This window comes from Trinickia sp. (assembly GCF_057351765.1).
The window spans coordinates 15,544-35,585 of sequence record NZ_JBMRBK010000059.1 but is presented as its reverse complement, the minus strand read 5'-3'; the positions used below and the strand labels follow the sequence as shown (position 1 = coordinate 35,585).

The window sequence follows — 20,042 nt, the reverse complement described above, 5'->3', positions numbered from 1 at the left end:
TCGATTTCCCTTTCGAGGAAACTGATCATGCAATCGGAAACGACGCCCATCGAACAAAAAGGCCTGTTGTCCGGTATTACCGTTGTCGATATGACGCGCGTGCTGTCCGGTCCCTACGCCACGATGATTCTTCGGCAACTCGGCGCCCGTGTGATCAAGATCGAACGCCCGGGCGCCGGAGACGACTCTCGCGCTTTCGGTCCTTTTCTGAACGGGAAATCGACCTATTTCACGGCTTTGAACTGCGGCAAAGAGAGTATCGCGCTCGACATCAAGCGCTCGGGCGATCGCGATATCCTGCACGCTCTGCTCGGGCAGGCCGATGTGTTGGTCGAGAATTTCCGTCCGGGCGTGATGCGTCGCTATGGCCTGGACCATGAGACGCTGCGCGAACGCTACCCCTGGTTGATCTACGGCAGCGTGTCCGGCTTCGGCCAGACCGGCCCCTATCAGGACAGGCCGGCCTACGACATCGTCGTTCAAGCGATGAGCGGTTTGATGAGCGTGACCGGGCAACCGGGCGGTGCGCCGACGCGTGTCGGGGTATCCGTCGGCGACATTACCGCGGGTCTCTATCTGGCGATCGGCATCAACGCGGCGCTTTATGAACGAGAGCGCACGGGCGTTGGCCGCTATCTCGATGTGGCGATGCTGGACTGCCAGGTTGCGATTCTCGAAGACGCGCTCACCGGTTATGCCGCCACGGGCGAGGTACCGCGGGCGCAGGGTGCGCGTCACCCGTCCGTTGCGCCGTTCAGCGCATTTCACGCGGCCGATACGTATTTCGTGATCGGCGCCGCGAATGACGGTCTGTTCGACAAGCTGTGCAATGCATTGGGACGGCCGGATCTGCGCGATGACAGCCGGTACCGCACGAATGCGCTGCGGCGCGAAAACATCGATGCACTGACCGAGCAATTGGAACTCACGCTGGCCGGCCGCAGCGCGCGTGAGTGGATCGCATTGTTGCAAGAGGCGGGCGTGCCCTGCGGTCCCATCAATTCGGTCGCCGACATCGTCGACGACGAGCAATTGAACGAACGGAACATGGTCGTCGAAGTCAAGGACGCCAAGGCGGGCGTATTCCAGGTAGCAGGCAACCCCATCAAGGTCTCGGGCATCGCGGACCCACGCGCGTATCGGGCCGCGCCGGAGCTCGATGCCGACCGGGCGCGGATCGTTGCGGAATTCGTCGACGATGCCGTCGCGCCGATGAAATGAGCCCAAAGGTGAGTTGAACATGACCGAACAGATCGAAACCCTTGCCGGACCCGCCGATGCTTCGGTTCAAATCAAACGGGAAGGGTATGTCGCCACGGTCACGCTGAGCAACCCGACCAAACGTAATGCCTTGAGCCACTGGGTGCTCGAGGCGATCACGGCCGCGTGTCAGCTGTGCGAGCGCGAGCGGATGCGCGTCATGATTTTGAAAACGACGCTTCAGCACGGAACCTGGTCGGCAGGTCACGACATCGGGGAATTGCCGCTCGACGGTACCGATCCGTTGGCGCACGGCAGCGCGCTGGAAGCGGCCATTGCAGCGCTGCGGCACGCACCGTTTCCGGTGATCGCGCAGGTCCAGGGTTCTGTTTGGGGTGGTGCGGTCGAAACCGTGGTCAGTTGCGACATCGTTGTCGCCGATGAAAGCGCACGCTTCGCGATGACGCCGGCCAATATCGGCTTGCCCTACAACACCGCTGGACTCTTGCACTTCACCGATCGGCTCGGTATCAGCGCGATCAAGACGATGTTCTTTACGGCGCAGCCCGTGGAGGCGCAGGACGCATTGCGGTTGGGCCTCATCGACCAACTGGTGCCTTCCGGCCGGATCGAAGCGCAGACGCGCGAGTTGGCGATGCATATCGCCGGGAAGGCGCCGCTTGCGATCGCTGCGGTCAAAGAGCAATTGCGCGTGTTGTCCGATATGCGTGCGCTGCCCGCGAGCGCGCTCGGGCGCATCAGCGAGATTCGCCGCCGCGCGTATCAAAGCGCCGATTTTCGGGAAGGTATCGAAGCGTTCAGGGAGAAGCGACCCGCGGTCTTCAGCGGTGCGCAGGGGTGATGTCGGGAACGCTTGCCTGGCGAAAAATCCGCGTGTTGATGCGCTGCTCGAGCACGGTCAGCGCATCCTGGACGACGAGCCGATAGGTGGCGAGCGAGCCGTCCGATTCACCTTCGTGAGCATCGGTCACGAGCCGAATGCCCAGCGGCGCGCCGATGAACGTATTGAGCGGTATGCCCGCTCGCGGAGAGATACATGTGATCTCTCGATCGTGCAGATCGGCCTTTGTCCGATATTTCCCGCAATCGGCGTTCTCGCCTCGATCTTTCGCTAGCGTGGTCGCCCCTATAGCCAGCGAATGCGGCACACGCAGACGTGTCCGTACCGATGCCGCCTATGAAAACGCTCCGGTTGCGGCGCAGCCTGACGGCCCTGCGCAAACGAGTCAGCCGTTCGTTGCGCTGCCAGGCCGGGCTGCCAGGCCGTTACGACCGCGCGCTCCTGTTCGGCGGCGGCCTCGTACTGACCGTCTCGATTGTCGCCGCAGCCGCCACCGGCATCGCGCATCGCTTCGAGCGCTGCCTCGACGACTGGCGCGCGGCGTTTCTCGCTCAGCGCGATTTCGTCAACGCGTCGGTCGAGCGCAATCAGGCGCGCCTGCGGCACATGGTCGAGACCTACGAAGCGTTGGCTCACGTGCATGCGCGCGATCCGGTGCCCGCCGAGCGCTATCGCGAATTGCTCGATGCCGGCGGCGGGCTCGTCGACACCGAGGAAGACATCGGCGCGGCGCCGTTTTCGATTCTCTCGACGCTGACGGCACCCGCCGATCGAAACCGGCTGGCCGCGCTGTTGCGGCTCGTGCGCGAGGTTTCGCCCAGTTCGCTGCTGCGCCTGCAAGGTGCGGCCGACGACATCGGCGGTTTTCTCTACACGGAGGACCGGCGCTTTCTCGCCGTATGGCCATCCCTCGAGGATCGCGCGCGCAAGCAGGCTGGCCACGCGGGCGTGACGCCGCTCATCGATCGCTACGTGGCACGCGTCGACGCGGAACTCCACAAGCACGAGGACACTACCCTGCGGCACGAGCGCGTGTTCTGGGTCGCGCTTTATGAGTCCGACATGTACGGCAAGCTCGTCAAGCATTATGCGGCGCCCATCTATCGGGGCGACGAGCGCATCGCCGTGCTCGTCGTGACCGTTCCGGCCACGCAGATTCCGCGCCTCTTTCAGCCGGCCGTGCACGATCCCGATTTCTTCATGGTGTCGCGCGATCGCCGCCATCTGTTGGGCATCGACGAGTCGAACCCGCGCCGCGGTCATTGGGCCGATGCGTTGGCGGCGAAACCTTCGGTACTCGATTCGGCCGACGAGCGTGTGCGGCTCGTGCGTCGCGGCGCGGACTTCTTCATGATTCAGCGCATCCCGGGACCAGGCTGGGTCGCGGTGTCGGCGTTCGACTGGCATACCATCGTCGCGAACATGAGGGAGCCGGTGGTCTGGACGATCGCGCTGGCTGCGTTGCTACTCGCGGTGCAGTGGGGGTTCGTGCTGACGATCGACAGGCTCGTGCTCGCACCGCTGCGCGCCCGCGCCCGCAGTGTTTTCGAAAGCGAAGCATTCGGTCGCACGGTGTTGGCGACCGCACCTGTGGGCTTGACCGTCTTCGAACCGGCGACGCGGCGCATCGTCATGCAAAACGACATTGCTCGCGGGCTGCTTGCCGCTTTGCCCGACGAGACTCGATTTTTTCAGAGCCTGCTCGGCAAGCGTGCGCCGGGACGGCGCGCGAGGCGCAGGGGCGCGCGCTCCGGTCACGCCGCGGTGCCGGGCGGAACGGCGCGCACGGTCGAAGTGTCCGTGGCGGGCACCGACGGCCGCTCGCGCGAGCTCTCCGTTGCGCTGTCGCGGGCGCGCTATCGCGAGCGGGAAGTGCTGCTCTGCAGCTTGACGGACATCAGCCGGCAAAAGGAGACAGTGCGGCTCTTGCGCCGCGCGCGCAATGCGGCGGACCAGGCGAGCCGGGCCAAATCGATGCTCATCGCCACCATCAGCCACGAGATTCGTACGCCGCTTTATGGCGCACTGGGCAATCTCGAGCTGCTTTCGATGGAGGAACTCGCACCCGCGCAGGCGGCGCGCCTCACATCGGTGCGCCATGCGTTCGAGGGACTGCTCGCACTGGTCGACGACGTGCTGGATTTATCGAAGGCCGAAGCGCACGAGCTCCAACTGCACATGGAGCCGTTCGATCTCGTTCAGGTGCTGGAGCGGTGCGCGCAGACGCTTGCACCGTCCGCAACGAACAAGGGCCTGCGCTTTTCATGTCTGCTCGATCCCGCCATCGATGGACATTGGCACGGCGATGCGCAGCGGATCATGCAGGTCGTGACGAACCTGCTCGGCAACGCCTGCAAATTCACCGACCGCGGGGCCGTCACGCTTTGCGCAACGATGGGCTGCGCGACGGCCGATGCACAGGAAGTGCTGATTTCGGTCGCCGATTCGGGGATGGGTATCGCAGCTCACCAACGCGAGCGCATCTTCGAGCCGTTCATTCAGGCCGATGGGTCGATCGCCCGGCGTTTCGGTGGGACGGGGCTCGGACTGTCGCTGTGCAGGCGGCTCGTCGACTTGATGGGCGGGCGAATCGTGCTGGAAAGCGAAGAGGGGCGCGGTGCCACATTCAGCGTTTATTTGCAGTTGAAGCGTGCCGCAACCGCGCCTTTACACGAGCCGTCAAATCCCGTCGATCGATTCGTATTCGACGAGATCGTCGTCGCCTGCAACGATGCAGCCTGGCAAGACGCGCTCGTTGCCCGCTTGCGCGCGCTTTGCGGCCCGGTCGTGGCCGTCGTGCCAGACACTCGCGTGTGCGAGCCGACGTCAGGACGCGGGCGCTCGATCATCGTTTTCGGCTCGCACGAAAACGTCGTCCCCAGGGCATGGCGCAGCCGTTGTTCCGCCTATCTCGATGCGATCGTGGTTTCCGAGCGAGGCCCGCTCCATCCGCAGCGCGGTGACGATGCGCTCCACGTGACGGCGCTCTCCGCGGCGATGCTGGCGTTGGCCCTCGAACAGTGCGGGCACCGCGAGCCTCTGCCCGGCTCGGACGGAGTCTGCCGGCCGGCGAGGCTCCCTCGTGAGGCGCATCGCGCGACGCGCATTCTGGTTGCGGAGGACGACCCGGTCAGCCGGACGCTGCTGGCTCATCAACTCGAGGCACTCGGCTACCGGCATGTCGAGCTGACCTGCGACGGTCGCCAGGCGCTCGCCGAATGCCTGCGCCAGCCCTACGATCTCGTCCTCGCCGATCTATGCATGCCGCTCATGGATGGGCGCAGCCTGCTGGCAGCGCTGCGCGGCAAGGGACTGACGATGCCGGTGATCGCCCACACGGCGGCGCCGCGCGATCCCGACGAGGCGAAGCGCTCGGGTTTCGCCCGGTTGTTGCCCAAACCGCTGGCGCTCGAAACGCTGCGGCTCGCGCTCGATGCCGTGCTCGACCATCGGCCCGCGTCAGACGAGCTGCGCAGCATGCCGTCCGACGCACTGCTCGCCGTATTTGCGACGACCTGGATCGAGGACGAGCAGCGGCTCGTGCAAGCGACGCGTGCGGCCGACGCGCGCCGGGTGCTGCAGATGCTGCATCGCGTCAAGGGTGCGCTCCTGACGCTCGGCGAGCGCGAGGAGGCAGCGTGTTGCGACGAGCTGCGCGATCTGATCGAGGCCGACGGTATCGCGGCGGCGACTGAGGCCCTCGGTCGATTCAGAGAAAGGGTCGGTGCAATCGCCGCGCAGGGAACGGAGGGGGCGCACGTCAGGCGTTCGTCCGATGCCTGAGCTATGCGGTGGGCACCGCATTTGCTGCTGCATGCGGACTGGTGCAATACGCGGCGGCCGAGCAAACTCGGGGGTCTCGGCTTTCGCGGAGGAATCGGAGATGAACACACAAAGCAGCGAATTGCAGCGCACCGTCGAGGCGCTCACGCAGTCCGGAAAAGGTCTTCTCGCCGCTGACGAAAGCGGACCGACGATAGCGAAGCGCTTCAAGAGCATCAATGTCGAATCCACTGAAGAGAACCGTCGTGCCTGGAGGACCCTCTTGCTGGCTACACCGGGGCTCGGCGAATACGTGAGCGGTGTCATCCTTTACGAGGAAACGCTCGGCCAATGCGCCGACGATGGCGAACCGCTGCCGCAACTGGCGGCGCGCCAGGGCATCGTGCCCGGCATCAAGGTGGACAAGGGAAAAATCCCGCTGGCCCATGCGAGCGGCGACGAAATCACGCAGGGCCTCGACGGGCTCGGCGAACGGCTCGAACGATACAAGGCGCAGGGCGCGCGTTTCGCGAAATGGCGAGCCGTCTATAACGTTTCGGATTGCCTGCCGAGCCGGCTTGCGATCGCCGCGAATGCCGATGCGCTGGCACGGTACGCCGCGATTTGCCAGGAAGCAGGCGTGGTGCCCATCGTCGAACCGGAAGTGCTGATGGACGGAGCGCATTCTATCGAGCGCTGCGCCCAGGTGTCCGAGGCGGTTTTCCACGAGGTGTTTCATGCGCTGCACCGACACGCGGTGGTGCTCGAGCACATGCTGCTCAAGCCGAGTATGGTCGTGGCCGGCAAGGAGCACCCGAGCCCGGCGAGCGTGGCCGAGGCGGCCTCGCAAACCGTGACCGTGCTCGGCCGCACGGTGCCGCCGGCCGTCGCGGGCATTTTCTTCCTCTCGGGCGGCCAATCGCCCGAGGAGGCGACCGCCCATCTCGACGCCATCAACCGCACGGGCCGTCGCCCCTGGCCGCTCAGCTTTTCGTATGGCCGCGCATTGCAGGAGCCGCCGCTGAAAATCTGGCGCGGGCAGGCCGCGAACGTGTCCGAGGCTCAACGAGCGCTGTCCAAACGTGCACGCTTGAATTCGGCGGCATCGCTCGGTCGATACGACGCCAAAGACGAATCGACGTCCTGACGCGAAAGAACCTGCCCGTGCGGCAGGTTCTTTCTCACTCGTCAGTGCAGTCAGTGCAGCGCCATTTGCACGACTTTGACGATGACGAGACCGACCGCAATCGCGAGATAACCGCGCAGGGCGCCCATCCAGACACGCGTCGAGAAGCTGAGCCGCGGCGCAGGGAGCGTGTCGAGCGGCGGCATCCGCCATTGCTCGCGCGCGACCACGGCATCGCCGTCGTCCTTGGCATGCTGCTGGCCCATATTCTCGCGGCGCTGCATGAAGCGAATGACGGCGTAGCCGAGAGCCGAGGCCGACGCGCCCGCAATCAACATGGCAACGATGGTCTCGCCGGAGAGATCCGGATAGACGGTGGCCGCTGTCAATATGATCGACAGCACGACGAGTGCCGCGACGACGGTGCCGGTGAAAAAGTTCAGCCGCCCCGAGTTGACCCAGGGGCCCAGTACCGCACGGTCGTTGCAAAGCAGCAGCAGGAACACGGTGGCGCTCGGCAGCAGGACACCGGCCAGCGTTTGAACGGCCTCGGTCAACAGGCCGAGCGGGCTGCCGGGCATCAGCACGAGTGCGGCGGCCAGCACGACGATGCCGAAATAGACGAGATAAAAGCCCTTGGCGTCGGCCACGCTCCGGTGCAGCGAATGGCGAATGCCGAATACGTCGCCGATCGCGTAGGCGGTCGAAAGCGAGACGGCGGCCGCGCCGATGATCGAGGCATCGAGCAGGGCGACCGCGAAAATCGTCGCCGGCATGCGGCCCACGTATTGGTGCAGCCCGTCGATGACGCCGCGCGCATCGGTGAATTGGCCGGCTTCGGGGCGGCCCGAGAAGAGCGCCGCGGTGAACGCCATCATCGCCACCGCGCCGATCACGACGAGCGCGATTCCGATCCAGAGATCGACCTTTTCATACTTCATGAAGCGGGGCGTAATGCGCTTGTCGATCACGTAGCTCTGCTGAAAGAACAGCTGCCACGGCGCGACCGTGGTGCCGACGATGCCGATCACGAGCAGCATCACATCGGCGAGCCGCGCGTGAGCGGGCCAGCGCGGCACCGCGAAATCGCGTGCGATCACGTGGATCGGCGGATGGATGGATACCAGCACCGGCACGAGCAGCAGACTCCCCACACAAAGGACGATGGCGAACCGCTCGAAGCGCCGAAAATCGCCGGTGCCGACCGCGACCATCGTCAACAGCGCGGCAATGCCGACGCCGACGAACTTCGAAATGCCGAGAAAATCGAGCGCGAACGTGATGCCGATGAACTCGGTGACGATCGTGAGCGCATTGAGCAGAAACAGGTCGATGACGCTGAAGGCGCCCCAGAACTTGCCGAACCGCTCGAAGATGAGCCGTGCGTGGCCTACGCCGGTCACGGCGCCGAGGCGCAGCACCATCTCCTGATTGACGTAGAGCACCGGGACGAGCAGGGCGAGAGTCCATAACAGCGCCGTGCCGTAGTTTTGTCCGGCCTGGGTGTAGATGCCGAAGGCGCCCGCATCGTTGTCGCCGACCATCACGATGAGGCCGGGGCCGAGGATGGCGAGCAGCGTCCGAATGCGCGCGGCCCAGTTGCGGCGCGGCGCCGTATCGTGGTGCGCGATCGTGCCAAAAGCGCCCCGGATGTCGCCGACGTGGGCGTCATCGAGGGCGGCGCTGCGCGTAGTAGCGACTTGTGCGGGTGTGGACATGATTGTTTTCTCCGCGGTCATGCCGGGTCCTGCTTGAAAAAGCAAAAAGGGCATAGCGCTTGGACGCCTGCGGACACGCCCGGTCCGGCCCGTCGGTGGCATGCGTTCGCGCGAAAGCGAGCGCGCGCAACCCGACGGCGCGAAAAGGCCATTCGAATCGATGCGCGGAGAAAAACTGCTACGGAATACTGCGATGCGCACCGTCTGCCTGGGAGGCGAGACGGCGGCTAATGGAAGGAATCAGCGCGTGGCGTCGTGCCGCTCAGGCAGAAAAACCGTTCGAAGGTCGACTACTGCAACTGTCCAAGGCATATGCCCCACTTGTGAGATTAGTTGCATTTTAGTGGCTCATTTTGAGATGAGTCAACACGAACCGTGCCGGGAATGGGTGTTTTCGCGCACCGGTACCGCTGCGAGAGACGGTTTTCGCGGGAGGCCGTTGCGGTGGGGCAACAGCCGTTCGTTAGTTGTGCTGACTATCGACTATCGACTATCGACCATCGACTACCGGACCGTCGGCGGCGTCGCCACTTCCTTCGGTCATGACCGAATCGACGAGCGTACGCATGCGCTTCCAATGCGAACCCTCCCAGAAGACGCGCCGGCATACGTCGCAGGTCGCGAACCGCGTCTGCCGCTCGAACACGCCGTCGGGTACCCGCTCGCGAACGGCTTCCTTGTCGATGGGCCGCAGCGGGGCGTTGCACGTCAGACAAAGCCGAAAAGCGCGCGTGCTCCGGGCAAGGTCCAGGCGGCGGTAAAGTTCGCGCAACTGCGCCTCGGGTTTGAGCGCGCGGACGTAGCAGCCATGCGTGATGGTGCGACGCTTCAGAAGCTCGCGGTCGCGCGACAGGACGATGCGTGCCTCGGCCAGTGCGAGCGTCTCGATCTCGTCGTCGGCGAAATGGTTGTCGTAAAGCGTGTCGAACCCCGCGAGGCGCAGCAGCTGCGCGAGCCCGCCCAGATGAGCGTCGGCGACGAAACGGATGGTCCGCAGCGGCTCGGGTCGCAGACGCAGCAGCGGCGTGATATCGAACGCCTCGAATTTCGGATAGACCGCTACCCGGTCGCCATCTTGAAGCGTATGGTCGAATGCAACCGATTCTCCGTTGACGAGAATCAGTTCGACCTCCGTGTGGGGGACGCCCAATGCTTCGATCATGTGCTTGGCCGTGGCGGCGCGCGCGCAGGCGCAGCTGAATTCGCGCCGGCGCTGGGAAGGCGCGAGAAAATCGTTCAGTTCCTCGTAAAACCGGAACGTGGCGGTAACAGGCGACATCGCAGCAGTATCGCACCTCCCCGGCCGCGACGTGAGCCGCGCCAACCGTCACGGTGGGATTCGGTGCGACCGTGCCGGGTGTGCGCGCTTCATGCGGCAGATAATCGCGTTTCGGTGTATCGGCTTGTTCATCCGCCATCCCCTTCAAGGAGCTCTGCCGTCATGAGTCTTCATACCTGGTGGCTTTTCGTGGCCACGGTGTTCGTGGTGTCAGCCATTCCCGGGCCGAACATGTTGCTCGTCATGACCTCGAGCGCCCAGCATGGCCTGCGCCGCGCCAGCGCCACGATGGCCGGATGCCTGTCGGCGCTCGTGCTCATGCTCGCCGTCTCGGCGGCGGGCCTCGGTGTTTTCCTGCAAGCGTGGCCGGCGATGTTCGATGCGTTGCGCCTGATCGGTGCGGGCTATCTCGTCTATCTCGGCGTGAAGGCATGGCGCAGCGCGCCTCAGGCACCGGCCGCTGACGCGCGCGAGTCGCGTCAGACGGCACCACCGGTGCGCTCGCTTCCCGCGCTCTATCGCAACGGCTTTCTCGTGGCGAGCAGCAACCCGAAGGCGATCCTCTTTGCCGCGGCGCTGCTGCCGCAGTTCATCGACGCGAGCAAGCCCACGCTGCCGCAGTTCGGCGTGCTCGTCGCGACGTTCGCCGTCATCGAGGTCAGCTGGTACCTCGTCTATGCGGCCTTCGGTTTGCGCATTGGCGCGACGCTGCGCAGCGAGCGCGTCACCAAGGTGTTCAACCGGCTGACGGGCGGTGTTTTCGTCGGCTTCGGCGCCATGATGGCACTCGTCAGGCACTGACATCGGCGCGGTTCGATGCCGCATTCATTCGGTCTCGCCCCGCTGGGGCAAGAGACCGAGTGTGAACGCAGCGGCGGCAAACGCAAGGCCCACGATGCAGACTCCGCTCCAGCCCGCCCACGCCCAGGCCATACCTGCGAGCGATGCGCCAAGCGCGCCTCCGACGAAGAAGATGCCGACGAACAGCCCGTTGAGTCTGCCGCGCGCGGCCGCGTTCATGAGATTGATCGCGCGGCGGCCCAACGTCTGATCCGTCACGACGCCGGCATCGAGCGTCGCCGCGCCCGCCACCAACAGGCCCAACGCCAAGGCACGGTGCGCATCGGCCGCGAACCCGAACCATCCCGCACCTGCAATGCCGCTCGCGATCCACGCCGCGAGCATGCTCGAGTGACCGATGCGTAGCGCCAGACGCCCGGCGCGCCTGTCCCCGGCGTAACCGGCAAGCGGTGTCGCCACCACGCCGGCAGCGCCAGCGAGGGCGAACACCCCGATCTCGTAGAGGTTCAGTCCGAACGGCGCATGCGTGAGCCTGAGACCGATACCGGTCCAGAACGCGCTGAACGCCCCCATTCCCAGCGCGGCCGAAAGCGAGCGCCGCCGCAAGACCCGTTCGGTCAAAAGCAGCGTCAGCAGCGAGCGCAGCAGCGCGCCGTAGTGCGCAACGGCGGTGGGGGTGCGCTTTGGCAACAGCGATGTGAGGACCAGCGCCAACACCGCGTCAGCGGCGGCGGCGACGCCGTAGAACGCGCGCCAACCGATCATCGCCGCGCCCACGCTGGCCAGCGGCCGCGAGAGCAGTATGCCGAGCATGAGTCCGCTCATGACGTTGCCGACGGCTCGGCCGCGATGCGTTTCGTGCGCCATGGAAGCCGCCATCGGCACCAGCATTTGAATGACGCATGACGTTGCGCCCGCCAGAAAGATCGCGGGGAGAAAGACAGTCCCCGAATGCGCGAACATCGCCACGGCGAGCAGCGCCGCACAGACCGCGAGCGTGCGCACGATCAGGCGGCGGTTCTCGAGAAGATCGGTCAGCGGGACGAGTAGAACGAGCCCGAGCGCGTATCCGAGTTGCGGCAGCATCGAGATCGCACCGGTGAGACCGGGCGGCAGCCCGAGCGACTGAGCGATCGGCGCGATCAACGGTTGAGCCGCGAAGAGGTTCATGACGATGACGCCGACCGCGAAAGCGAACAGCAGAGTCAGCGGTGCGCTCAGCGCCTGCGGCGGTTCGCTTGCGGCGGGCGTGGGCCGCAGCGCGCAAGCGTCGTAAAGATCGGTGAGATCGGTGGGCCCATCCATGCTGGCTAATCCTCGAAATGACGATCGAGTGCCCATCGTAGGATGCCCGGTGTTATGCGACAATTGAAATATGTCGATATTGATTATGCGGAGTTGTTTTGAACACACGCGATCTGCAAGCTTTCGTGGCGGTGGTCGATAACGGATCGATGGTCCGTGCCGCCGCCCAACTGCATCTGACGCAGCCCGGGCTCACGCGCCGGATTCAGAACCTCGAGACCACGCTGGGGGTGCCGCTGCTCGACCGGTTCAGCAAACCCCTCAAGCCGACCGGCGCTGGCCGCGAAGTCTATTCGCTGGCGCGTGCGGTGCTGCGCTCGGTCGACGATCTGCTCGCGGTCGCCGCGCCTGATAGCGAGCCGGCCGGCGAACTGCGGATCGGTGTGCCGCCCTTTCTCTCGGAGCTGGCGCTCGAGGCGCCGATCGATCGGCTGCGCAGCGCATTTGCGAAGCTCACGCTGCGGGTGACGGCGGCCTGGTCGCCGGCGCTCGTCGAGCGCGTGCAGCGCGCGGAGGTCGATGCGGCGGTTGTCATGATGCCGGGCGCATTTGCGATGCCCGACACGTTGAATGCGACGCTGCTGGCCGTGCAGCCCACGCTCATCGTCGCGCCACGCTCGTTCGAGGTGGCCCGTTCGCGGCCGGGCCGCGGCAGCCGACCGCGCGCCACGCTCGAGGAGTTGTCGCATCATCCATGGGTGCTGAATCAGGACGGCTGCGGCATGCGCTCGACGCTGAGCCGGGCGCTGCGCGCGTTGGGTCTGCCGTTCGAGGTCGCAGTCGAAGCATTCGGCTCGGATTTGCAACTCTCGCTCGTTGCGCGCGGCGTGGGGCTCGGCGTCGTGACGCCGGGCGTGCTGGCCGCCAGTCCGTATTGCGAGCAATTGCAGCCGCTCGATGTCGAGGACTTCGAAGGCACCCTGAACGTCTGGCTGTTGCACGGCAGTTTGCCGGGACGGCTCATGCGGGCGGTTTCGCTGCTGCGCGATGCATTGATCGACGTGATGGCAGTGGCACCGCAGCTCCGGGGCGCGAAGCCGCTCCCGGCGTCGCCTGCAGAGCCCGAAACGAAATCCGCACGGCGCCCGCGTTCCGGCTCGCGGGGGCGCGCCGAATCGTCGCAGCCTCAGTAAGCGAAGTACGGCCCGACGCCGCCGGGTGTGCTTTGCTGTTCGATGGCCGCATAGACATTGCGGCCGTAAAAGAACGGCAACCCCCAGTCGAACACGGTAGAGCCCACGAAAGCGGGACCCGCGAGCAAGGGCAGCGCGGCCGCGCCCGCACGGTTCTGGGCGATGTTGCTCGCATTGCCGACACTGAACGTGACCGCACTCGTCACGCCGTTCGCGCCGCGGTTGATCGCTAAGAACTGCGTGGTGGAGGCAGGGCAGTAATAGTCGCTGTTCGGGCTCGCGCACGCGGACATCTGGTTGGTCGCGAAAAAGAGCCCCGTCGAGCCGCTATCGATGAAGCTGCTCGCGTACGTCGTGCCGTTCTCCGACGTGGCGAACACGCCGCGCATCGCGTCGACGGTCAGCACCGTCGCGGAGCCCAGGCCATTGTTCGCTGCGGTGCCGATGCCGAAGATCAATTGACCGTCGACGCTGGTCGCGCCGCTCGGCGCGATCGCGGGAAGACTGACGATGACGCCGTTGTTGTCAGTGGCAAAGTAGGGGACCGGATTGGCAACCTGCAGGCGCTCCTCCACGGCAATCGACGTGCACGATGTGCCCGAGCAGGCGTAATAGGTGCCGGCAATTGCTTGCTGTGCGCACGCGGCGCCGCAGTCGTGCTTGAACACGCCGATCCCGAGGATGCCGTTTGCCGCCAGTGCGCCCGGTGTATTACGCGCCGTACCGGTGTTCGAGCAGCTCGCCGGCACGGCGGCGTAGTTCGGATCGATGAGCTGCACCGGCAGCGCGCTCGCCGTTTCGCCGGAGATCTTGACGTCGGCGAGACGCACCGGGCCCCACGTGTAGCCGTCGAAGAACTGCATGCATTCGGCGAGCGCATTGCCGCTTGCATCGGTTTGCTGCGGCAGTGCGGCCGCGCTCGTCAGTTGCGAGGCGAACAGGCGCAGCCCCCATGAGCCGGTGTCGACGAGCACATGATCGATCGTCTGGCAGTTCGACGTGCCGGGCGCGCAGACCGTCACGCTGACGAACGGCATGTTGGGCACGCCCGAGATGCCATTGTCGACGGTGATCGGCGCAACGTTGGCGGCATGGGCCGTCGCGTTGGTATTCCCGTTCGGCGTAGTCGATACATTGTTGTTGGACGCGGCGGCCGACGCTGTACCGCCGCTCGAGCCGCCCCCGCCCCCGCACGCCGTCACGGCGAGTGCGATGAGCGCAGCCAATGCGAGCGTGATCGACCGGAAAGTTCGGTGCATGGCGAGCCTCCCGTTATCGAACGACGCTTGCGTCGACACCGGACGGCAAGGCCTGCGGCAGATACGCCTGTCCGGAGAAGGCCCGCAGATGTCCGCCGGAATAGATGACGAGATCGCTCGCCGCGACGGCGAGCGCGGCTTTGCGTCCTGCCGCGCTCGCGCTGACGTAGCGATCGAACGCATCGCCGAGCGTCGCCCTCAGGTCGGGCAACGTGGGTCCCTCCCATGCGACGCCGAACACCCGGCCCGACGAAGCGACATATTCGCGCACGACCGTGCCGGAAGGTAGCGTAATGGTGTGAACAATATAGAGACCTTGCACGCGGCTTGCGTGTCCAATGGCATGCATGGCGGTAGTGTCGCCATCGACCGTTTCGGCTTGGCCGCCCAACGCTGCGTGCGCGGGCGCATTCGAGAGACAAGGCAGAAGCACGAGCATGCGCGCGGCGCGCGCAAAAAAGCGTGAATTCACGACACTTCCTTCATACAAGACGCAAAGAACGGAGCGGGTGCACATGAGGTGCTGCTGCGTCTACGGAAGCATGGCGCGCAACTTTAGGGCGGTATGGGCCGGGCGAGAGCGGCGCGGCGCACCGGAGAGGACCGACTGGCGAGACGGGCGAGCGCGAGAACGTTCGACGCTTCGACGTGCTTCGACGGTGAGCCGCACGAAACAAGGGTGCGATGCCGATCGGCATCGTCGGTTGCGTATGAAACGACGCCAACGTGGCGCGTCTAACGAATGGCGGAAAAAAACTTTGTCCGCGCGCCGAAAAAAGCTCTATTTTTAACTGGGCGCTGAAGATGAATACGGATCTCGGGGTGGGGCGCGTCGTACATCCCCCTCCCGCGGCAATTGCGCCGACGAATCAGAAGACGTCGCTATCGGGTCCCCTACCGGGGAGCCAAGGATGACGAGACAATGAAATCGGACTCTCGGTCGACCGGGTCAGCCCCGGGCCAACTGCCGGGCACGCGCGAGCTGCCGCAGCGTGAGCTTGTCGACGTGCCGCCCGAGGCCGAGCGCAAGCGCGTCCTGATCGTGGATCGCGATGCCGATGCGCTCTCGGGCCTCGCTTACTTGATCGAAAGCATGGGATACGAAGCGCAGCCGGCGCGCGACGCGGCCGAGGCGCTTTCGATCGCCCGCGAACAGTTGCCCGACGCAGCGTTCGTCGATATCGGCACGCCGCAGCGCGAAGATCTGGCAATCGCGCGCAGCTTGCGCGAAATCGCCGGTAAGCGGCCGCTTTTGCTGATTGCGTTGACCGGATGGGGGCAGCCTCAATACCGCGAGATGGCAATGGCGGCCGGATACGACGTGCACTGGGTGAAACCCGTCGGCGCGGATCAGTTGAACTTTCTGCTTTCGATGACACTTGTATGAATGTTGTATATGCGCAACGAAACCCATTTCGATTACGGCATCGTGTTGCGACGCACCAAGCGGTTTGCTAGAGTTGGAACTGTCTCCTCCATGTCTCCTCTGATATGGATTCAGCCCGCCAACTTGGCGGGCTTTTTTTTGCCTGTAGCGGGCAAACGCCTGTCTCGCTGCCGGCCCCGGCCCTTGACCCCTGCCTGGGCAGCGGCCGTGAAACACTGAAATCGGGCCATCCCGCCAGGCGGTAGTGCAGAAATCGCCGATTGACATTGGCCATGAACATCGGCTCTGAGAATGGCTCGGACTAGCGCCCGCCCTCGATCAAAACTTGTAGGACAGCGCCACGTACGTGATGAGCGGATTCGCCTTCAAGTCGCCCTGCGTTACGCCGAGCACCGAACCGTCCGCAGCCTTGACGATGACGGACGATTTGGTCTTCAGCGGGATGTAAGTCAGCGATGCGGTCACCCCCCAGTGCTTCGAAAAGCTGTACGCGCCGCCCACATTGAAGACGGGTGCCCACGAAGACGAAGCCTTGGCTTCGACTTTCGTCACGCCGGGCTTGTTCGCGCCGGCAGCCAATACGGCGCCCAGATTGTTCTGCGTCGACGTCACGAAGTTCGGATTGAGCTGAATATCGGAGAACCAGTTGTATGAGACGCCGACGCCGACGAACGGTCTGAAGCGTGCCGTCGCGGAGGCGAAGTAATACTGAAGCAGGACGGCCGGGCTCCACTGGCGCACGCTTTTGACGATCGGCTCGTTGGAGGGATCGTCGAGATTGACCGTGCCCAGCGCAGCGGACGGGCCGGGCGGCACCACCTTGCCGTGGCCGTACATCTTGAACGTCGGCGGCACGCCTGCCACCGTCGTCAGCGCGATGTGATCGGTGAAGAAATGGCTGATGACGAGACCGGCCGTATCGGCGTTGTTCGTGGACAAGCCGCTGCCCGACGACGTGAACGAACTCGGAAGACGCAGCGGAGTATCGATCGGCTGGGGCGACACAGAGGTCGTGAGCGGCGTGCTGGAGTCCTGCGGCATGATGTGGAACCAGCCGAGTGAGACGACGTTCTCGCCGGCGTGCTGGCCGTAAGCGGCGCCCGAAACGCAGAGCGCGGAAGCGGCCCAGGCCGCGGCGTGGATCTTTTTCATCGTTGACTCTCCCTGTGCAGCGTTTGTTATGTGCCGCGCCGGCCGCTCGTCGGCGGCTTCGGGCGCGGCGGGTGCCAGATTCCTTACCGCGGTGCGCTACTGCGTCGGCAACTGCACGAATGCGTTGATCGTGAAGTAGGGCGACGATGCATTCGATTGGTCGAGATAACCGAACACGCCGCCCGTGAAGATCAGCTTGCCGCTCGCCGAGGACGCGCCCACTTTGGTCGACGTCACGACGCCGGGGACGCTCTGTGCGAAGTCGAGGTTCAATGCCGTGGCGAGCGATGCCTGCGATGGGTGATACGGATCGAGCATCGTGGCCTGTGTGCCGATCAGTGCCGTCGCGCGGTAGTCGAACTGGCTGTCGACGCCGATGTACTGCCCGTCCTCCGCATTCACGGCAATCTTCGATTGCGGCGCGAGGATCGAAATGCCCGATTCGTCGTCCGCGACGAGCAGATTCGGATTGGCGTAGCCGGTGCGAATGAGGATCGGTACGAGCTGGCCGCGCAGCTTGCCCACGATCATGAAGCCTTTGCCTTGCGGGGAACTGGCGAGCGTGGGCTTGGCCTGCCCCTGGAAGTTGTCGGTTTCGAATGCCCCGCTGCCGTCGGACGACAGTACCCAGTTCGTACCGGGCTGCTGGCACTTGCCGGCATTGACGCCGGTGTTGTCGCATTCGGTCCAGGTGCCGTTCGCGTTGAGCGTGATCTTCGTGTCGACCGCCACCTGCAGGAAGTTCTGCGAAGGCACCTCATGAAAGCCGAGCTGGTTATAGGTCCCTGCCACATTGGCGAGATTGGTCTCGAGCGAGGAAAAACCGATGAACGGGTAGTAGGGGAACGTCGTATCGGCAATCGCGCCGACGCCGGCCATCCCGTTGTATTGCAGCTCCTTGCCCGGGATCGTGCCGCCGAGTACGCCTTCGCCCACGAAGATGCGCGCGGGCCGATTGGGATCGAGGCTCGCGCCGTTCAGATAGAACGCGCACTGGTTCTGCTTGGCCGTCGGCAGCAACGTTTCCTGTGTCAGCGTGCCCGACTGTTGAGTACCCGCACGCGTCGGCGTGGCGGTGCCGGTGGTTTGTGGAACGGGCGACTCGACATAGTTGACCTGCCAGGTCATCTTGGTCGTATCGATGCGCATTTGCACGAGTTCGCCATCGCCGCCGCCGCCCGTGAAGACGGTGTTGTAGTCGAGCGATGCGGGGCAAAGCCGGTCGACGACCGGGGCGGGCGAACCGCCGCCTCCGCCGCCACCGCATCCGGCCAGGACGAGCGCTGCCGCCAGCGCCAAAAGGGCTTTCCAGCTCATAACCGTTCCTCCTTGTACTTCGTTTATCGTTATCGGGCGGCCGGCTCCCTGTCGGCGCGCCTCTTCGTTCGTCGTGCTGACTGATACGGGTTGCTTGCCTCCTCGTAGACGTTGGCCGATTCGAATGACCGCTCGAAGCGCCGCGCGTTGCGCTCAGTGCGCGCCCGCGAACGCGCCGATGCCGAAATAGGGCGTCGAGCTCGTCGTCTGTCCCACGATCGACGACGACGCAGCGATGCCGCCGTTTTCCGTGCCCTGCAGCAGAATCGCGAACAGGCCGCCCACCGTGGAGCTCGGCGAGAAGCCCGTGGCGATCGCGAAGCCCGCGTTGCCGGCGCTGTCCTGCACACTGAGGAGCCCCTGATTCGAGGACGGATAGTCGAGCGTGAACGTGCTTTCGGCCGTGCTCGTGGGGGGATCGACGAACTTGCCCGATGTGCCCTGGATCAACGTGGCCGTGTACTTGAAGTTCGAATCGGCGCCGACGAAGCCGCCGTCGAGCGTGCCCGATGCGATGTTGCCGGCCGCAGCCAGCATCGCGATGCCGGACTCGTCGTCGACGGTCAACGTGCCGGGGTTCGCGTAACCCGTTCGCACAATGATGGGCACGAGCGCGCCGTTGAACCTGGCGAGCACCATGTTGGCGTGCGCGCCGCTGCCGAGCGTCGCGCCGCCGACGATGCGCGGCGGGTTGCCGCTCGTGAAGTAGCTGCCCGCGCTGGCGGCCGCCCAGGTGCCGCCCGTCGTCGTGCAGCTGCCCGCGCTCGACGTGCAATTGCCGCTCGCGTCGAACGTCTCCGTGGTATTCGTGCCCACGGCGCGGTAGTTGTCCGAAGGCTGCAGGTGATAGACGAGCCCGTTGTAGGTGCCTTTGAGGTCGGCCAGGTTCGTATCGACATCGGCAAAACCGATGAACGGATAGAAGTCGAACTTGCGGTCGGGCACCGAGAAGAGGCCCAAGATGCCCGGGTACTGCACCTCCGCGCCCGGGATGCCGCCGCCTGCCACGCCGTAGCCCACGAAGATCGTCGGTGGGTTGCTCGCGTTGAAACTGCCGGTCGTCGCATAAGCGGAACCGTCGCTCGCGGTCCCGTTGCCCGGTTGCAGGACGAACGCGCAGCGGTTTTGCTCCGCGCTCGGCAAATCCGTGCGATGGGTGACGGCACCCGTGATCGTCGCGCCGGCGCGTGTCGGCGTGACTTGCCCTGCCGTCAGCGGAATCGGGGATTCGAGCCACTCGAGCGTATAGCTCATCGAAGTCGGATCGATCTTCAGGCTGACGATCTCACCGCTGCCGGCGCCGCCAAGATAGGTGTTCTGAGCGATGCTCGCTTCGGTTGGGCAAAGCGGCTGGATCGCGGCCGACGTTGGTGCGCCCTGAATGCCGCAACTGGCACCGGAGCACTGGGACGCGCCCGAGGCGGATGCGGAGCTGCTCGAGCCGCCCGAGCAAGCTGAAACGAGGGGAATGCTGACGAGTACCGACAGCAAGCCCCTTGAAATGGCAGTTTGCATGCCTTTGTCTCCCTGATCTCGTTATGCGGCGTAATGTCGCCGTGCATTTTTTTTCTGTCAATTGATAAAGGCGTCTAAAAAAGCTAATTCAAACGGCCGCGCCGGCCGTCAACTAATACGGGGCGGCCTCGTTCGGGCGAATTGAAACGAAAAAGCGTTTCAAGCGCTGGATCGATCGCGCAACATTGGCACGGCGCATGAAGTGGCGCATGACGTGACGCAGGCC

16 protein-coding genes are annotated in these 20,042 nt (G+C 64.8%); 7 read left to right on the top strand and 9 right to left on the bottom strand.

The annotated features are described in order from the left end of the window. Window positions 1–27: 27 nt before the first annotated feature. Together ACO1XS_RS15860 and scpB are read left to right on the top strand one after the other, a co-directional pair. Window positions 28–1,221, top strand: a complete 1,194-nt coding sequence (locus ACO1XS_RS15860; RefSeq protein WP_486391141.1) for a CaiB/BaiF CoA transferase family protein — start codon at window positions 28–30, stop codon at window positions 1,219–1,221. Window positions 1,222–1,240: 19 nt separating this feature from the next. After that, a complete protein-coding gene (gene scpB, locus ACO1XS_RS15855; RefSeq protein WP_486391140.1) occupies window positions 1,241–2,062 on the top strand; it encodes a methylmalonyl-CoA decarboxylase in 822 nt (273 codons plus the stop codon). Here the strand turns inward: scpB and ACO1XS_RS15850 are convergent. Next, a complete protein-coding gene (locus ACO1XS_RS15850) occupies window positions 2,043–2,369 on the bottom strand; it encodes a contractile injection system protein, VgrG/Pvc8 family (protein WP_486391139.1) in 327 nt (108 codons plus the stop codon). The genes scpB and ACO1XS_RS15850 overlap by 20 nt on opposite strands. Window positions 2,370–2,398: 29 nt before the next feature. Between ACO1XS_RS15850 and ACO1XS_RS15845 the strand changes: the two genes are divergently transcribed. Together ACO1XS_RS15845 and ACO1XS_RS15840 are read left to right on the top strand one after the other, a co-directional pair. Beyond that, entirely contained in the window at window positions 2,399–5,845 is a 3,447-nt protein-coding gene (locus ACO1XS_RS15845) for a hybrid sensor histidine kinase/response regulator (protein WP_486391138.1), read from the top strand. A gap of 100 nt (window positions 5,846–5,945) precedes the next feature. Then, complete coding sequence (locus tag ACO1XS_RS15840; protein ID WP_486391137.1) at window positions 5,946–6,971, top strand: class I fructose-bisphosphate aldolase; 1,026 nt, start codon at window positions 5,946–5,948, stop codon at window positions 6,969–6,971. Between the two features lie 50 nt (window positions 6,972–7,021). Here the strand turns inward: ACO1XS_RS15840 and ACO1XS_RS15835 are convergent, their stop codons facing one another. Together ACO1XS_RS15835 and ACO1XS_RS15830 are read right to left on the bottom strand one after the other, a co-directional pair. After that, on the bottom strand, window positions 7,022–8,668 hold the full coding sequence (locus ACO1XS_RS15835; protein WP_331571913.1) for an NRAMP family divalent metal transporter: 1,647 nt from the start codon (window positions 8,666–8,668) through the stop codon (window positions 7,022–7,024). Between the two features lie 490 nt (window positions 8,669–9,158). Continuing rightward, window positions 9,159–9,947: a Mut7-C RNAse domain-containing protein gene (locus ACO1XS_RS15830; RefSeq protein ID WP_486391136.1), complete on the bottom strand. Its 789-nt coding sequence runs from the start codon at window positions 9,945–9,947 to the stop codon at window positions 9,159–9,161. A 162-nt stretch (window positions 9,948–10,109) separates the two neighbouring features. Here ACO1XS_RS15830 and ACO1XS_RS15825 point away from each other — a divergent pair, with 162 nt between their 5' ends. Beyond that, complete coding sequence (locus ACO1XS_RS15825; protein WP_331571917.1) at window positions 10,110–10,748, top strand: LysE family translocator; 639 nt, start codon at window positions 10,110–10,112, stop codon at window positions 10,746–10,748. A 24-nt stretch (window positions 10,749–10,772) separates the two neighbouring features. Here the strand turns inward: ACO1XS_RS15825 and ACO1XS_RS15820 are convergent, their stop codons facing one another. Further along, window positions 10,773–12,053: an MFS transporter gene (locus ACO1XS_RS15820; protein WP_486391135.1), complete on the bottom strand. Its 1,281-nt coding sequence runs from the start codon at window positions 12,051–12,053 to the stop codon at window positions 10,773–10,775. A 98-nt stretch (window positions 12,054–12,151) separates the two neighbouring features. Between ACO1XS_RS15820 and ACO1XS_RS15815 the strand changes: the two genes are divergently transcribed. Then, the gene (locus ACO1XS_RS15815) at window positions 12,152–13,186 is read left to right on the top strand and encodes a LysR family transcriptional regulator (protein ID WP_486391134.1); all 1,035 of its coding nucleotides are present in this window, start codon (window positions 12,152–12,154) and stop codon (window positions 13,184–13,186) included. Here the strand turns inward: ACO1XS_RS15815 and ACO1XS_RS15810 are convergent. Together ACO1XS_RS15810 and ACO1XS_RS15805 are read right to left on the bottom strand one after the other, a co-directional pair. Next, entirely contained in the window at window positions 13,180–14,445 is a 1,266-nt protein-coding gene (locus ACO1XS_RS15810) for a DUF3443 domain-containing protein (protein WP_486391133.1), read from the bottom strand. The genes ACO1XS_RS15815 and ACO1XS_RS15810 overlap by 7 nt on opposite strands. 13 nt (window positions 14,446–14,458) lie before the next feature. After that, window positions 14,459–14,917 (bottom strand): DUF2844 domain-containing protein, encoded by a 459-nt coding sequence (locus ACO1XS_RS15805; RefSeq protein WP_486391132.1) that lies wholly within the window; start codon window positions 14,915–14,917, stop codon window positions 14,459–14,461. 450 nt (window positions 14,918–15,367) lie between these two features. Here ACO1XS_RS15805 and ACO1XS_RS15800 point away from each other — a divergent pair, with 450 nt between their 5' ends. Then, window positions 15,368–15,832 carry a response regulator gene (locus ACO1XS_RS15800; RefSeq protein WP_331571923.1) on the top strand — a complete coding sequence of 155 codons (465 nt, stop codon included), beginning with the start codon at window positions 15,368–15,370 and terminating at the stop codon, window positions 15,830–15,832. A gap of 318 nt (window positions 15,833–16,150) precedes the next feature. Here the strand turns inward: ACO1XS_RS15800 and ACO1XS_RS15795 are convergent, their stop codons facing one another. The 3 genes from ACO1XS_RS15795 to ACO1XS_RS15785 form a co-directional block, all read right to left on the bottom strand. Beyond that, window positions 16,151–16,984, bottom strand: coding sequence for an OmpW/AlkL family protein (locus ACO1XS_RS15795; RefSeq protein WP_331571925.1), 834 nt, complete (start codon window positions 16,982–16,984; stop codon window positions 16,151–16,153). Window positions 16,985–17,080: 96 nt separating this feature from the next. After that, the gene (locus ACO1XS_RS15790; protein WP_331571927.1) at window positions 17,081–18,301 is read right to left on the bottom strand and encodes a DUF2957 domain-containing protein; all 1,221 of its coding nucleotides are present in this window, start codon (window positions 18,299–18,301) and stop codon (window positions 17,081–17,083) included. A 153-nt stretch (window positions 18,302–18,454) separates the two neighbouring features. Beyond that, window positions 18,455–19,816, bottom strand: a complete 1,362-nt coding sequence (locus ACO1XS_RS15785) for a DUF2957 domain-containing protein (protein WP_486391131.1) — start codon at window positions 19,814–19,816, stop codon at window positions 18,455–18,457. Window positions 19,817–20,042: the final 226 nt, after the last annotated feature.

Excerpts from the sequence above, each read along its gene's own strand:
- ACO1XS_RS15860 (WP_486391141.1), top strand. The coding sequence starts at position 28 with ATGCAATCGGAAACGACGCCCATCGAACAAAAAGGCCTGTTGTCCGGT.
- scpB (WP_486391140.1), top strand. The coding sequence starts at position 1,241 with ATGACCGAACAGATCGAAACCCTTGCCGGACCCGCCGATGCTTCGGTT.
- ACO1XS_RS15845 (WP_486391138.1), top strand. The coding sequence starts at position 2,399 with ATGAAAACGCTCCGGTTGCGGCGCAGCCTGACGGCCCTGCGCAAACGA.
- ACO1XS_RS15840 (WP_486391137.1), top strand. The coding sequence starts at position 5,946 with ATGAACACACAAAGCAGCGAATTGCAGCGCACCGTCGAGGCGCTCACG.
- ACO1XS_RS15835 (WP_331571913.1), bottom strand. The coding sequence starts at position 8,668 with ATGTCCACACCCGCACAAGTCGCTACTACGCGCAGCGCCGCCCTCGAT.
- ACO1XS_RS15830 (WP_486391136.1), bottom strand. The coding sequence starts at position 9,947 with ATGTCGCCTGTTACCGCCACGTTCCGGTTTTACGAGGAACTGAACGAT.
- ACO1XS_RS15825 (WP_331571917.1), top strand. The coding sequence starts at position 10,110 with ATGAGTCTTCATACCTGGTGGCTTTTCGTGGCCACGGTGTTCGTGGTG.
- ACO1XS_RS15820 (WP_486391135.1), bottom strand. The coding sequence starts at position 12,053 with ATGGATGGGCCCACCGATCTCACCGATCTTTACGACGCTTGCGCGCTG.
- ACO1XS_RS15810 (WP_486391133.1), bottom strand. The coding sequence starts at position 14,445 with ATGCACCGAACTTTCCGGTCGATCACGCTCGCATTGGCTGCGCTCATC.
- ACO1XS_RS15800 (WP_331571923.1), top strand. The coding sequence starts at position 15,368 with ATGAAATCGGACTCTCGGTCGACCGGGTCAGCCCCGGGCCAACTGCCG.
- ACO1XS_RS15795 (WP_331571925.1), bottom strand. The coding sequence starts at position 16,984 with ATGAAAAAGATCCACGCCGCGGCCTGGGCCGCTTCCGCGCTCTGCGTT.
- ACO1XS_RS15790 (WP_331571927.1), bottom strand. The coding sequence starts at position 18,301 with ATGAGCTGGAAAGCCCTTTTGGCGCTGGCGGCAGCGCTCGTCCTGGCC.
- ACO1XS_RS15785 (WP_486391131.1), bottom strand. The coding sequence starts at position 19,816 with ATGCAAACTGCCATTTCAAGGGGCTTGCTGTCGGTACTCGTCAGCATT.